This window comes from Paenalicyclobacillus ferrooxydans, assembly GCF_001399675.1.
Lineage (GTDB): Bacteria > Bacillota > Bacilli > Alicyclobacillales > Alicyclobacillaceae > Alicyclobacillus_B > Alicyclobacillus_B ferrooxydans.
Genome location: NZ_LJCO01000042.1, coordinates 18,683 through 33,183, shown reverse-complemented (window position 1 = coordinate 33,183; position 14,501 = coordinate 18,683). Strand labels below are relative to the sequence as shown.

General features: G+C 45.7%; 12 protein-coding genes. All 12 read left to right on the top strand.

All coding sequences use genetic code 11. The features are described from left to right. Positions 1-22 precede the first annotated feature (22 nt). The 12 genes from AN477_RS09440 (at position 23) to AN477_RS09385 (ending at position 14,455) form a co-directional block, all read left to right on the top strand. Entirely contained in the window at positions 23-1,213 is a 1,191-nt protein-coding gene (locus AN477_RS09440) for a GNAT family N-acetyltransferase (protein ID WP_054968907.1), read from the top strand. Between the two features lie 123 nt (positions 1,214-1,336). Next, entirely contained in the window at positions 1,337-2,341 is a 1,005-nt protein-coding gene (locus tag AN477_RS09435; RefSeq protein ID WP_054968906.1) for an N-acetylglucosamine kinase, read from the top strand. 114 nt (positions 2,342-2,455) lie between these two features. Next, positions 2,456-3,436, top strand: coding sequence for an N-acetylglucosamine kinase (locus AN477_RS09430; protein ID WP_054968905.1), 981 nt, complete (start codon positions 2,456-2,458; stop codon positions 3,434-3,436). 142 nt (positions 3,437-3,578) lie between these two features. Beyond that, positions 3,579-4,874, top strand: a complete 1,296-nt coding sequence (locus AN477_RS09425) for a family 4 glycosyl hydrolase (RefSeq protein ID WP_054968904.1) — start codon at positions 3,579-3,581, stop codon at positions 4,872-4,874. A gap of 32 nt (positions 4,875-4,906) precedes the next feature. Further along, positions 4,907-5,620 (top strand): glucosamine-6-phosphate deaminase, encoded by a 714-nt coding sequence (locus tag AN477_RS09420; protein ID WP_054968903.1) that lies wholly within the window; start codon positions 4,907-4,909, stop codon positions 5,618-5,620. 21 nt (positions 5,621-5,641) lie between these two features. Further along, positions 5,642-7,156, top strand: a complete 1,515-nt coding sequence (gene argH / locus AN477_RS09415; RefSeq protein ID WP_245631773.1) for an argininosuccinate lyase — start codon at positions 5,642-5,644, stop codon at positions 7,154-7,156. Between the two features lie 355 nt (positions 7,157-7,511). After that, a complete protein-coding gene (locus tag AN477_RS09410) occupies positions 7,512-8,717 on the top strand; it encodes an MFS transporter (RefSeq protein WP_083486115.1) in 1,206 nt (401 codons plus the stop codon). A 389-nt stretch (positions 8,718-9,106) separates the two neighbouring features. After that, positions 9,107-9,928 (top strand): sugar phosphate isomerase/epimerase family protein, encoded by an 822-nt coding sequence (locus tag AN477_RS09405; protein WP_054968900.1) that lies wholly within the window; start codon positions 9,107-9,109, stop codon positions 9,926-9,928. 102 nt (positions 9,929-10,030) lie between these two features. Further along, on the top strand, positions 10,031-11,227 hold the full coding sequence (locus AN477_RS09400) for an ROK family transcriptional regulator (protein ID WP_083486114.1): 1,197 nt from the start codon (positions 10,031-10,033) through the stop codon (positions 11,225-11,227). Between the two features lie 40 nt (positions 11,228-11,267). Continuing rightward, positions 11,268-12,269 (top strand): Gfo/Idh/MocA family protein, encoded by a 1,002-nt coding sequence (locus tag AN477_RS09395; protein ID WP_245631772.1) that lies wholly within the window; start codon positions 11,268-11,270, stop codon positions 12,267-12,269. A gap of 3 nt (positions 12,270-12,272) precedes the next feature. Next, positions 12,273-13,259, top strand: a complete 987-nt coding sequence (locus tag AN477_RS09390; RefSeq protein ID WP_054968898.1) for a Gfo/Idh/MocA family protein — start codon at positions 12,273-12,275, stop codon at positions 13,257-13,259. A gap of 26 nt (positions 13,260-13,285) precedes the next feature. Further along, a complete protein-coding gene (locus AN477_RS09385) occupies positions 13,286-14,455 on the top strand; it encodes an MFS transporter (RefSeq protein WP_245631777.1) in 1,170 nt (389 codons plus the stop codon). Positions 14,456-14,501 lie beyond the last annotated feature (46 nt).

Sequence of the window (14,501 nt, the reverse complement as noted above, 5' to 3'; positions counted from 1 at the left end):
AGAAAGTGTGGGTGTAACGAGCATGGAATGTGTTGAGATTCGTCAAGTGCAGAATCGTAGTGAACTCGAGGCTTGCTATGATTTATGGAGTCTAGTATTCCCAACGGAGACGCGACACTTCTTTCAGGAAAGATTAGACCTTGATTCTTCATATTCATTTGAAACAACATGGATTGCTAAGGTAGATAATGTTATTGCTTCTGCAATTCAGATTTTCCCATATAGTTGCTGGCTTGACCAAGTGATTGTTCGTGCCGGAGGAATTGGCAACGTTGCAACCCACCCCAAATATCGTGGAAAAGGGTTAGCTCAAGAAATACTGCACGCGGCATCTGAGTGGATGATTACGAACGGATATTCCATTTCTCTTTTATTAACTGGCATCCACTCGTTTTATGAGCAAGTTGGTTGGCGGAAGGTCGTCGAGTCTATTTACAAATTTAATACAGGTGCAATACAAACCTTAGCGTTCAAAGATATACATCATTACCGTTTTGCGAAAATGCACGAAGATTTGAAATCAATCCAAGAGATTTACGATTCATTCAACAAGGTACGAACCAATAGTTCCATCAGAACTAGAGACTATTGGATGGATCAAATCAAATGGAGGCGTGAGTCTGGTGAGAATTTCTTCGTAGCCGTAGTGGATGATACCCCAACTGCTTATCTTCGTCTTCATGAGGCAAATGGAAAAATTGTTGTTACAGAAGCTTGTTATACACATGATAGAAATCAAATGCGCCAGCTGTTTGAACAGTTTTGCTTATTGGTTCCCCATCGTAACATTGAAATTCGTATCCCGAATGACCACGTTTTAAATATGTTATTTCGCGACCACAAAATCAAAGCTGACGAATACGACAACTGCATGTGGCGTGTTTTGGACTGGCCAAAACTAATGAAACGTATGGAAAATACATTTTCCCGTCGCATTGCACAACTCGAATATGTTCAACCCCGGGATGTTCTATTACACTCGAAAAACGGCACCGTTCTTGTGAACATAAGTACGAACAAACAAGTAAACGTGTATTCTGCATCGGGAGAACGGAGCTACAACGAACGCTTCGTTGTAACAGAGGGAGAACTCCTAACGCTGCTGTTTCAAGGGAGTGATTATGTTTCCAATAGACAACTTAGAGATAGTGATACCATTCGTATGTTATTCCCAAAACAAGGTTCCATAATGTGGAGTACGGACTTTTTTTAAACAGTGTCACCAGGATAGTTTATTGTAACTATCTTTTGACTTAAGAAGTTTGTGGCCAAAGTTGGAGTTTGCATTGTAGTCAGATTAGTTATTTAACAGTACATTGAGGAAGCGTGGGGTTCAATGAGTTACTTCCTAGGAGTAGACGGTGGAGGGAGTAAGACTCTTGCTGTAATAACGGATGAGAAAGGTCATGTTTTAGGGATTGGAAGGTCCGAAGGCAGTAATTATCAGTCTATTGGTATTGATAAAGCAACTCAACATATCGGTAATGCTATAGATTGTGCACTTTACGATGCTAATTTAATTGCGGATGACATTACTCATGCAGTATATGGACTTGCGGGTGCAGATAGGCCTAAAGATCTTGCCATTGTTCTGCCAGCATGTAGGAAATTACCGATTCAATCTTGGCGTGTAGTTTGTGACACTATGATAGGGCTCCGAAGTGGAAGTCCTTCGTTTACAGGTATTGTACTTGTATGCGGCTCCGGAACGAACGCGGCAGGTCGAAATAAGTATGGAGATGAGGTACAGACCGGTGGTTTCGGTTATTTGTATGGTGATTGGGCTGGGGGAGGAGATCTCGCACGTGCAGCCTTTCGAACGGCAATTAGGTCGTTTGAAGGAAGAGAGGAGTATTCACTATTAGTCAAGCTTGTGCCGGAGTTTCTTGGCTACACTGATGTCGAGCATATGCTTAACGATTATCTGGATAAGGAATACACTAATGTACCGAGGGAACTAGCCATTGTGGTTCATCAAGCAGCTAATAGAGGCGACACCTTGTCATGTAAGATTTTGGCCAGAATGGGATATGAGCTAGGCTTATCTGCAAAGTCTGTTGCCATGCGTCTGTGTGATTTGGATGAACCGCTTGATGTGGTGTTGGTAGGAAGCGTTATTCAGCGAGGGAGGCACCCTTTGCTTATTGGAGGAATTGAACAAGTTCTCAATGATTCAGGGTTTGAATTTCGACTATGTATACCAGACATCCCTCCGGTCTGTGGTGCTGTGTTACTTGCTTTCGACGATCACGGGATAGCAATTCAGACCTCCACATATGATCATTGGGCTGCGGAGTTCGGTGCCTCAAATCATTCTTTTCTGGAAGAAAAGAATGTATAAACTAAGCCGGAGGGAGCAACTAAGACGGCTGTAATCCGCGTTCCGACGTAATTGAAACAAGAATGAAATGAAATTGCTAAAAAGCCTGCTACAAAAGGAAGTAGGGATGCTAACGTGGAGATTTTTGCCGGTGTGGATGGAGGAGGAACCAAAACTAGACTGTTGTTGTATGACTTATATAAGGACAGAGCGGTTATGTTGGACGGAGGCCCCAGTCGTTTGACTCTTTTGGGACCAGACGCATGTACTGAACTTCTTGTGAACCTTCTTGAACGCGGTGTACAGCGGCTGGGTGGCAAACTGGATAATTTGCTATCCGTATCTTTTTGCTTGTCGGGTATTGACACTGTAACACAGAGCAGACTGATGCATGAACGATTATCCGTTGTGATAGACAATGCAGTCATCGAGGTGGTTAACGATGCCTTCTCTGTGCTCTCTGCGGGAACATTGGATGCTTCTGGGTTGGCAGTTATTGGGGGGACAGGATCCATTGCAGTTGGACAACGCCACGATGGTGTAACATCTCGTGCGGGTGGACTGGGAAGTATTATTGGCGATGAGGGGAGTGGGTTCGATATTGGCAGGCGAGGACTCTCTGCAGCTGTCAGGGGGTTTGAAGGACGAGGGCCTGCAACTAAATTGTGGGGTGAAGTAGCTGAACGCTACGGAATCTACGATGCACTTGGATTAGTAGATCATATTTATGAAGGTGAAAATCAAGTTACGAAAGTCGCAGGTTTCGCACCTGTGGTATTAGAACTAGCAGAACATGACGAAGTGGCAGCGAAAATTGTTGCAAGTGCTGCTGAAAGCTATGTTCAACTCATTAAAGCCGTACGACGCCAATTGCGTGATGATTTAGGGCGAAGAGTCATACTTTCTGGAGGATTATTTCAAAATTATGATGTGATCCCGAAAAAACTGCATTCGCTTTTGCCTGAAGATGAATTTCTTATAACAAGTCGACCGCCTGTGTTAGGAGCTCTGATGCGAGCAATAGGGCTGTATAGATTAACTTGTCCAGGTAATGTATCCAAAGTAAGTTTCATGGATTTCCGTTGGGCAGATCAATTAACGATACAAAATGTATAAGTCGACACTATTTGCCTGGAAATCATTATTCTATGACTGTGTCATTCAGTCGTAATCAACATCGTAAGTATTCTTAGGACGCATCCAACCCTAGGTGCCCCAAAAGTTGGAATAATAAAACATTTTGAATAGAGGTTATAGAGTGAAAAACATTAAAGTTGTGCTAATTGGAGCTGCAAGTGCTTCTTTCGGAATTGGCGCTTTAAGAGATGCGGTGCAATGTAAGGAGTTGCATGGGAGTACTCTAGTTCTTGTTGATCTTGACCAACAACGCCTTGCGGAGATAGTCCAACTGGCCAATCGCATGAATGAGGAATCCGGTGCAGGATTGCGAATTGAATCCACTAACGACAGGAGGTTGGCTTTACCTGAGGCAGATTTTGTGATTACTTCTGTAGCTGTTCGGAGAGATGAGCTTTGGCGGATTGACTGGGAGATTCCTAGACGATACGGAATTCGTCAGGTGCTTGGTGAAAATGGGGGACCAGGAGGCTTGTCTCACGCCCTTCGTAATATACCAATTATTTTGGATATCTGTCGTGACATGGAGCGGCTATGCCCGAATGCATACCTGATCAACTTCACAAATCCAGAGAGTCGGATCATCATGGCTATCAACCGCTACACCAATATTAAAGCCGTGGGGCTGTGCCATGGAGTATTTATGGGGCGAGAGCGTCTTGCGCAGATGATCGGGATGGATTCCAAGGATGTTGATGTTAAAGCAGCTGGTGTTAACCACCTTTTGTGGATACTTGATATTCGAGATAAGCGTACGGGCGATAATTTGTACCCGGCCGTTCGTGCCGCAGAGAAGAAACTGCCGGAAGGCGACAAGGGTCCTTGGGGTGCAGATCCGCTCAGTAGACGATTGTTCAATCATTTTGGATATTGGCCGTCACCTACAGATGACCATATAGGGGAATATCTTCAGTATGCATGGGAACTAACTGGATTACATGGATATGATTTCAATGCAGCGGATGCGTTTCGTAGGACACGGGATCAGCAGATTACAAGCTGGATTCATGAGGGGGCACCTCTAGGTGATTTGCTTACTAAGCCTTCAGGAGAAATTGCGTTTGATATCATTCGTGCAATTTCTGAGAATCGGAACGAGTATGTACTGGCTGTAAACATTCCAAATCGTGGCTCAATCTCAAATCTACCACATGACGCTGTGGTTGAAGTGCCCGCACTGGTGAGTGGATATGGCATCCAGGGCTTGACGATGGGGGATTTACCAAAGGGGATTGCTGCACTTTGTCAATCTCAAGTGGCGGTTCAAGAGTTGGTTGTGAAGGCTGCAGTTGAAGGTGATAGGCAAGCTGCAATGCAAGCACTGTTGATCGATCCCGTTGTGGATAGCATTTCGGCAGCAGAACAGCTACTTGACGAGTTACTCATAGTGCATCAATCACATCTACGGCAATTTTAATCCTGCTCAGATGCTTGTGAGGGAGGTAACGTATGCGAATTCAAGTTGTGTCTAAGGATAATTTTGCTAGTGCTGCTGCAGATGTAATAACGCAATACTTGTCCGTGAAACGAGATATACAAGTCTGCTTTACTGCGGGTAAAACACCTATCGAGCCCTATCGAGAAATGGTAAGAAGGTTTAAGAACGGGCAATTCCATCCTCAGAAGGTAACGGCTTTTACGCTTGATGAGTACGCTGGGATTCGCAAAACGGATCCCCACGCTTGTTTCCAAACTTTAAGTAAACATTTGTATCAGGGGATGGACTGGCCGCAAGATCAGTTGATTACTTATAACGAAGGATTATCAGTTGAAGCGGCTGCAGAGAATTATGAGGAATCAGTCGTGCGTGGCGGAGGATTTGAGCTAAGCATCCTTGGCATCGGGGTCAATGGTCACGTCGGGTTTAACGAGCCAGGAACGTCCTTCGATTCCAGAACGCACGTTGCGGAACTCGCTGCGGCTACCATACGTCAGGCTCATGATGAAGGGTGGGGAAATGCACCAAAATTTGGTCTGACACTTGGAATCGGCACCCTTAGGGAGTCGAAGCACGTCCTTTTGATTGCCAACGGCCGTAACAAAGCCGATATCGTAGCGCGAATTGTGGATGGAGATATATCAGAAACTGTTCCCGCTACCGCGTTTCGCGAGCACCCGGACAGTCTACTGCTTATTGATGAGCAAGCTGCAAGCCAACTATGAGGAACTATGGGGGTGGCCCATTTGGGCATAAGAGAAGCCGTGCTTGCTATGGAAGGCACGCAGTTTCCTGGCAAATCGTATGCAGAGACGGTCTTGATTCCAGCCTATGATAATGCAAAAACAACGCTGATTGAGCCAATGCTAGCCATCCACAAGGCCCATCTAATTATGCTCGTCGAGCAATCCATTATACCGAAAGACGACGCGTTGAAAATCCTTTCTGCTATTCATCATATCGATATTGAGAACTATCAACGTTCCTCCTATACGGGTAAATACGAAGATTTGTTCTTTGCGATTGAAGATCAGATTCTCCGCGAAGCGGGTGATTTGGCCGGAAATCTGCACATCGGTCGTAGCCGAAACGACATGGGTGTTGCCATGTACAGGATAGTTCTGAGGGATCTCCTGGTTTCTGTACTGAATGCGGTCTCTGAATTGCAAGCGACGCTCCTCACGATGTCTGAATTACATGCCGAGACTATCATGCTTGGATATACGCATACTCAGCCGGCCCAACCAACAACACTTGGGCATTACTTTCTGGCCGTCTATGACACGCTCTCACGGGATTATCAAAGACTTCATTCTGCTTTGCACACTTGTAATCATAGTCCACTGGGGGCTGCTGCGATCACGACTTCCGGATTCCCTATCAACCGCGAACGGGTTTCCGAGTTGCTGGGATTCGAGGGTCTCGTGGAAAACTCTTATGATGCCATCGGCGGTGCCGACTACATTGCTGAAATTGCATCTGCACTTCAAGTAGCCCTTTTGGGCCTTGGCCGGTACACCCAAGATTTGCTCCTGTGGAGCACCAAAGAGTTTGGCGCTATTGTCGTGGCTGAGCCATATGTCCAGGTTAGCTCAATCATGCCGCAGAAACGAAATCCAGTGTCCTGTGAACACATTCGCGCACTAGCATCTAGAGGTGTCGGTGAATGCCAAGCTATCCTCCAAATGCTCCACAACACACCTTTCGGTGACATCGTTGACACGGAAGATGATTTGCAACCGCATCTTTGGTCTGCCTTAAGGTTAGCATCTAAACTGTTTCATCTCTTCGGCTGTGTTGTTGCCACGATGTCTGTAGATAAGGAGAGGCTCCGCGAACGAGCCGTTGAGAGTTATGCTGTCATCACAGAGCTCGCGGATACTCTCGTTCGTTCTAGTAATATGGGGTTCAGAACCGCACATTCAATTTCCGGACACGTGGCCCGGTTAGCCACTATAGAAGGACTCAAGGCAAACGAGGTAGGAGCGGAGATTGTGGCACAGGCTGCACAAGATGTGATTGGTCGTCCACTTTGCATTACCGACGAGGTCGTAAAACAAGCATTGGATGCTGTGCATTTTGTCCACATCCGCGCGTTGCCAGGAGGACCTGCTCCAAGGGAGGTCCTTCGTATGATGGAATATCGTCAGACGAAACTTCAGCAGACCTGTCATGCAATGGAGCAATTTCAGCAGAGTATTGAGTTAAAGATGAGTCAGCTTAATCTGACACCACAGACGTGGAACGAGACACTTGGGTAACAATGCGAACAGAAGCCTTAGAGTAGACGAAAGAGCAGTTTCTCAATTAGGATCGCTTAAACTTTCAATTGTAGTGATTTATAAATGGATTCACGGTATTGTCATCTATTAGACGCTTGGTAACTATAGACGTGCACAGTTTGCAACCGCATGCCCTGCATCAATGGTCCATTTCGTCATTCATAAAAGTCTACGATGGTGTTGCTACAATGATCGATTGTATCGCCTGATTGCCCCTGTCCCTGGGGCATTTCATTTTGTGAATAACCGCCACCGTGGGAAGAGATGAACAAGCAAGATAAAGCAGGAATGCACGTGAATTGTATGCGTCTCCCCCGTTACTGGAGGAATTACGTTGACTCGTTTTCTTTGGGCTTCTTACGGGATGTATTTCGTAGGTGGTTGTACTAGTGTGCTTCTTGGGGCAATTATGCCCGAATTACTATCCCATTATCGCACCACGTACACATCAGGCGGATTTCTGGCACTTCTTGGGTCAATTGGGTTTGTCGTCGGCGTTCCAATTACAACACGACTTATGAGGCGGTTGCATTACAAGTTTATCTTATCCGGTGCAGCACTTGCAGTGGCGATCGCACAAACAGGAGTCTTGTTTGTACCTCCATTCTTTCTGTTGGGAATATTTTTCGTTTTGAATGGAATGGGCGCCGCATCTGAGGAAACGGCTGTGGCCTCATATATCATGGAACAATTCGTAGGTAGGCGAGCAATATCCATGAGTCGATTGGAGGTAGCCTTTGGTATCGGAGCACTATCTCTCCCTGCCCTTGCCGGTGTCTTCATCGCGATGCATGCGTGGCGGTTTACATCCTTGTTTATCGCCATAATCGCTTTGATACTCACTGTGGTTTGGCAAGTTATTGGGTATTCCTTGCCATCGCATCGTTCGTCAGAGGACAGTGAACGAAGGGATGCAGGGACCTCTGCCCCCCCTGTATTCAATGGTATGCTTTCGAAGTATAGTGTCCTCATGCTTTTTCTTCTAATGATCTTTATTTACGTCGGTGTCGAGGGGAGTATTAATAGTTTCCTTCCCAGTATATTTACTGTCTACCTTAAGACTCAACCATATCTAGCGTCGATGAGTTCTGCTGCATTTTGGGGTTCTATGGTGTTAGGGCGTTTTGCCATTGGATGGATAGTCCGACGAGTCAGCTACGAACGTTACTTATTCAGCAGTATCTTGATGGCAAGCGTATTTTTCCTAGGACTTATCACGGCGAAACAGTTGTGGGTATCTTATCTATCTATTTTGGGAGTTGGTTTGTCGCTTTCCGCTGTGTATTCAATCACAATGGTCTATGCGAACCACACGTTTTCCGGGATGGAACGCACGGTCACGAGTTCTGTGACGGCGTGTGCTGGAGTTGGAGGGGCTATATTTCCTGCAGTCATTGGTTTTTCAATGGACCACTTACCAGCAAAACAAGTTCTGTGGATGATACAGGGATCCATTATCGTGCTGTTGATTTCATTCTTAGTCATATATTTTAGTTTACATATCATCAGACAACATCATTTTGCGAAAGACGGAACTTGAACTTATCGAACCCACAGACTTTACAAAATATTTTGTTTGTACTATTCTTTTATCGACGAACGAAATAAGTTAGCTTTGATTTAGTTCGGCGTCTACGACGTAACTGTTTGTATTCCAGGTAATAGGCGTAAAAATCTGTTTGTTCTGCGGATTTTGAGCACTTTGTCAACAGAAATATTAAACTGAATCTGCTGAGACCGACCATGGAACGCTACCGAGGTTGCCCTTCGTGAAGAGTGGAGTCGTTATAGAATTCTTATGTCTATGGAGACTTACTTCTGCCACAGCTGGCGCAAGATTTAACTCATTTTCACTGGCAAGTTATTTGAGTGTTTCAGTAGCGAACTTTCAGGGTGTAGTAATTTAAAAGTGAGGTGAGAGAGTAGCCAATGAAGAAGGCTATTAATCAGTGGTGCTTTGCCGAGGGAACGCCCCTTCCTGAAGTCTTAGATGTTGCTGCTAAAGCAGGTTTTTCTGCGGTCGAACTGAACTTAAATGATGAGCAGGGGATTGGACTGACTCCATCCACGAGTACTAGTGAAGCTCGTCTGATTGCACGGAACGCATCAGATAGGAACTTGCAGTTATTGAGCGTGTCCACCGGTTTGCTTTGGACTTACCCGCTGAGCTCTGATGACCCCGAAATCCGGGGGCGTGGAATGGCTATTGTTCGCAAACAACTCGAACTGGCTGCTGTGCTAGGAGCGAATACTGTACTGGTTGTGCCGGGAGTTGTCACACCCGAAGTAAATTACGACGAATGTTATAAGCGGAGCCAAGATGCACTGTGGGCACTTTCGAATATTGCCGCAGAACTTGGGGTTTGCATTGGCGTCGAAAATGTATGGAATAAGTTTTTGTTGTCCCCACGGGAAATGAAGCAATATGTTGATGACATGGGGACTCCGTCAGTCGGTATCTATTTCGATATTGGGAACGTGCTTCAGTTCGGATACCCTCAACATTGGATTTCTATCCTAGGAGAACGGATCAAGAAAGTACACATCAAAGATTTCTCCATAAAGGTAGGGAATATTAATGGCTTTGTCCCCTTGCTCGCTGGAGATGTCAATTGGCCAATCGTTGTTAAAGAACTGCGTGAGATAGGATATGACGACGTCCTAACAGCAGAGATCCCTCCATATGCAAACAACGTGTATCAGTCAGCTTTTGATATTTCCCGCCAGATGGATGTTATCTTAGAAATGTAGGAGAGAGTATGCGGTGCATATCGGCTAGATTTGATAGGGTACTAATGCGGGATTGAATATGACTTACATGTTGATTACTGATACGTAGAGAAGGGGTAAGGCATGGATGTAAAGAATCACTCGCAACTTAGAGATTTTAACCTTGGGTTGATTTTTAGATTGATTCGAGAAAGTGGGCCTATCTCTCGTACTAGCATATGTGAAATTACGGGATTGGCTGGCAGCACAGTTTCCGTGATTACATCAACGCTAGAGGAACGCGGCTTGATTCGCGAATGTGGGCGTGCAGTGTCAACCGGAGGGCGCCGCCCGGTGTTACTGGAGGTGAATCCGGTAGGCGGATACTTTCTCGCAGCAGATTTAACAGGACCTTCTCTCTGCTTCGGAATTGTAGACCTGTCACTACAGGTCGTAACTATGCAAACCTCTAAAGAACTGTGTTCACAAGGAGATAAGTTATATACCCAATTACGAGATGGATTATTACGTTTGCAAGATGACTGTAAAATTAAAAGTCGGAATGTTTTGGGTGTTGGCGTAGCTACGCCCGGGTTGATCGGCTCTGATGGAACAGTGTTAGAAGCAGATAACTTGGGCTGGCACCATTTCAATTTAAGAGAACATCTTGAAAAGGATTTGTCGTCACTTGTGATTGTACAAAACGACTCTAACGCGGCTGCATATGGAGAATTTCAGTACAATTCATTGCACGAAATGCGAATCGACAACATGCTGTATGTATCGGTTGACACAGGTGTTGGTTCAGGGTTGGTGTTTAATGGACAGTTATATAGAGGAGCACGGGGGCTTGCCGGGGAAGTTGGGCATATCAAAGTTTCCTCAGATGGGTTGCAGTGTACATGTGGTCGTCGCGGCTGTCTGGAGACTGTTTCTTCGGCGCCGGGAATGATAAGGGACTACCAACAGAAAAGTGGGCGTTTAATAGAGTCCTTTTACGAACTGGCATTTCGAGCAAATTCAGGAGACGTCTTAGCCGCATCGGTCATCAGGGAGGCAGCTGAAGTCACTGGGGTTGTCATTGCGAATCACATCAACATGTTGAATCTTGACGCAGTGGTGCTGGGGGGAGGAGTGTGTATGACGAGTGATTTGTTTATTCAGGTGATCCGTGAATACGCCAAGGATACACTTCCGGAACTTAGAGAGGGTCTTGTCGTACGTCGTTCGAGTTTAGGTAGTCAGGCTGGGCTTATAGGTGTGGCCTCGTTGAGTATTAACTATCTGTTTCCTATATCGTCTGATGTTTTGTTTCCGAGATATGCTGCAACGAATTCTTGATTTTATTAGGCAGTGACACGTGAAAGGGGATGTAATCAACGTGAAAGTAGTTGTCATTGGTGCAGGTACCATGGGGAGCGTGCATGCGGAAGCTTATGCGTCGATGCCTGGGGTGGAACTGAGAGGTATTGTAGACCCTAGATTAGACGTGGCTCAGTCACTAGCTGAAAAACTGGGTAGTTTTTCCTATTCAACGCTGGACAGCTTGCTGATGGCAGAAGATCCAGATGTCGTCGACGTATGTGTCCCTACTCCTTTTCATAAGGAGTATATTGTCCGTGCTGCAAAGGCAGGAAAACATATTATCAGTGAGAAGCCACTCGACAGGAACCTGTCAGACGCTGAGGACAGTATTCGCGTTTGTAAGGAGCATAATGTACGTCTGTTTGTTGGTCAGGTAGTTAGATTTTTTCCTGAATATCGGAGCATTCGTCAGCAGATTGTTCAAGGAAAATTGGGCCAAGTTGGAACCGCTCGCACATTCCGCGGTGGGTCATTTCCGTCGGGTTCCAATGACTGGTATGCCAATAGTAAGTTAAGTGGGACCATCATTGTTGACTTGCTGATTCATGATATTGATTTCCTTCGCTGGTGTTTCGGAGATGTAGAACGGGTATATGCAAAGAATCTAGTAGCGGAGAGAAACCGGCTTGACCACGCCTATGTGAGTTTAAAGTTTCAAAATGGTGTCATAGCACATCTGGAGGGAACATGGTCCGCACCATCAGGGTTCAGTACAGCCATCGAGGTTGCTGGAGATAAGGGGCTGATTACTCATAACAGTGATGGTAGTGTGCCCATCCATAGCGCAATTCGGCAACAGCGGAGCGGTGTAGCTGCAGTTGAAGTACCAAGTAGCCCCATGATTCACAACCCATATTTTATTGAGTTAGAACACTTTATTCACTGTATTAGAACTGGAGACGTCGCAGATGTTGAACCAGAAGATGCGTTAGCTGCTTTGAAGATTAGCCTCGCTGCAGTTAGATCAGCACAATCTGGGGAAGTTGTCACTCTATCACAAGCCAGGGGGGAGAAGTGAGCGATGAAATTCGCAATTTTTAGTTTCGCACATATGCATGCATACAGTTATGCTCAGGCACTGCAACACATCCATGACGCGCAGTTAACCGTTGTGGCTGACAGCCACGAAGAACGTGGTGAGGCTGCGGCTAGAAAATTTGGTGCGACGTACTACAAAGACTATCAGGATGCGTTACAATATGGGGATTTTGACGCCGTTATTGTATGCAGTGAGAATGTTCACCATGCAGAAATGGTCGTTGCTGCAGCAGAAGCTCACAAACACATACTTTGTGAAAAACCCCTGGCAACCACGATCGCTGACGCAAATGCAATGATTACCGCTTGTGAGAAAAATGACGTCAAACTACAAACAGCCTTCCCCATTAGGTTTAGCACGCCCCTGCAGTATGTGAAAAAACAGATTGATAGTGGATCATTAGGGAGAATTTTAGCGCTGACGGGAACTAACCGCGGTCAAAATCCTGGCGGTTGGTTTAATGACATGCAGTTATCTGGTGGTGGAGCGGTTCTCGACCATACAGTACACGTCATCGATATAATGCGGTGGTACATCGGAAGTGAAATTGCAGAAGTCTATGCCGAGGTCGACAGACGTTTCTCAGACAGCCCAGTCGATGACTGCGGGTTACTGGTGATGGAATTCTGCAATGGGGTGATTGCTAGTCATGATCCAAGTTGGTCGCGTCCTAAAACGTTTCCCACATGGGGCGATGTTACATTACGTGTAACGGGTACTGATGGCATAACATTGGTCAATGCGTTTGGGCAGCACTACACTCAGTATGATGACGAACTCAATATGGTCCGCCAGGTACCATGGGGTGATAATCCCGATTTGGAGATGATTAATGGGTTTATTGCGTGCATTACAAACAATAGCAGTCCGTTAGCGAGTGGTACAGATGGAATGAGGGCCATGGAGGTCGCATTGGCGGCATATGAATCCGCGCGCATTCGGAGGCCTGTATCGCTGCCGTTATCGTGAAAACTCATTTTTCTGTTTTGGGCCGAATGGGGTTGTTTTACTTTCTCTTCTTTCTCCCCGTGTCGGCCTTTGGCCCTTATGCAAGTCTATATCTGATAGCACATGGTCTCTCAAGTGTGCAAATCGGCCTTATTTTAGCTGTTCTCCCCACGGTAGGGCTCGTTACCCAACCATTATGGGGAACCCTTGTTGATCGTGTAGGGAGCGTTCGATGGTGGATTACGCTCTGTTTAGTGGTTCCTTCAATTGCCCTTTTATTTTCCAGACACGTACGACACGTTGTGATGTGGGTACCCATCATGGCACTTTACGCCGGAACGCAGGCAGCTGTAGGGCCAATTGTGGACAGCGTGACAGTGCGGCAAATAGGTATCCGAAAATTCGGGAGGGCAAGATTGTTCGGCTCGATCGGGTGGTCCGTGTCTGTTCTATTAACTGGGCTTATCTATGAGCGTGCGGGTATCAAGGTATTACCTATTGTTTATATGATGGCGGTTCTCCTAGCAGTAACCGGATGGATGTTTTATCCTCTGAAGACTAGTGACACTGAACTCAGAATGGGTACTATTCATACGAAGACGCATTTTCTTTTTGAGATTGGCAGGCTTTTAAAGAACAAATTGTTTCGTTTGGTATTGGCGTTTACCTTTCTTGTATCAGTTAGTGTATCGATTAACAATAATTTCTATGCGTTGTATTACCATAGTCTAGGGCGGCCGATGGCTTGGCTAGGTGTCGTTTATTCCCTGGGTGCGTTGTGTGAACTTCCATTTTTATTTTCCGTCGGTCGACTATTCACAAAGTGGAATCCAATCCTCATTTATATTATTGGTGCTTCAGTGTTTTTGTTTCGATGGGTCCTAATGAGTTTTGAACCGCCGACCTCGGTTTTGCTGTTGCTCCAAATGTTACACGGTGTTTCATTCAGCTTTACTTATGCAGCAGGTGTTGCTTTAGCCAATCAAGCAAGTGATGAAAGAAATCGCGCATCCGCGCAGACGTTGTACAGTGCTGTTAATGTAGGTTTGGCGGTGGTTGTTGGTAGTGTCGTTGGTGGAGAGGTTTTTAATAGACTCGGACCTGCTGTATTGTACCGTGTATCGTCCTTGTTTGCCGGTTCAGGGATTGTGCTGATGATATGGTTGTATTACCGTATGCAGATTGAATCCCATAAAACCTCTGTGGATTCTTTATAGTCTGATTGCGATATTCATTATTGCTAAATATGTACACAAAGGATTT

Coding starts and splice junctions, on each gene's coding strand:
- AN477_RS09390 (WP_054968898.1), top strand. CDS start 12,273: ATGAAATTCGCAATTTTTAGTTTCGCACATATGCATGCATACAGTTAT.
- AN477_RS09440 (WP_054968907.1), top strand. CDS start 23: ATGGAATGTGTTGAGATTCGTCAAGTGCAGAATCGTAGTGAACTCGAG.
- AN477_RS09400 (WP_083486114.1), top strand. CDS start 10,031: ATGGATGTAAAGAATCACTCGCAACTTAGAGATTTTAACCTTGGGTTG.
- AN477_RS09385 (WP_245631777.1), top strand. CDS start 13,286: ATGGGGTTGTTTTACTTTCTCTTCTTTCTCCCCGTGTCGGCCTTTGGC.
- AN477_RS09420 (WP_054968903.1), top strand. CDS start 4,907: ATGCGAATTCAAGTTGTGTCTAAGGATAATTTTGCTAGTGCTGCTGCA.
- AN477_RS09405 (WP_054968900.1), top strand. CDS start 9,107: ATGAAGAAGGCTATTAATCAGTGGTGCTTTGCCGAGGGAACGCCCCTT.
- AN477_RS09435 (WP_054968906.1), top strand. CDS start 1,337: ATGAGTTACTTCCTAGGAGTAGACGGTGGAGGGAGTAAGACTCTTGCT.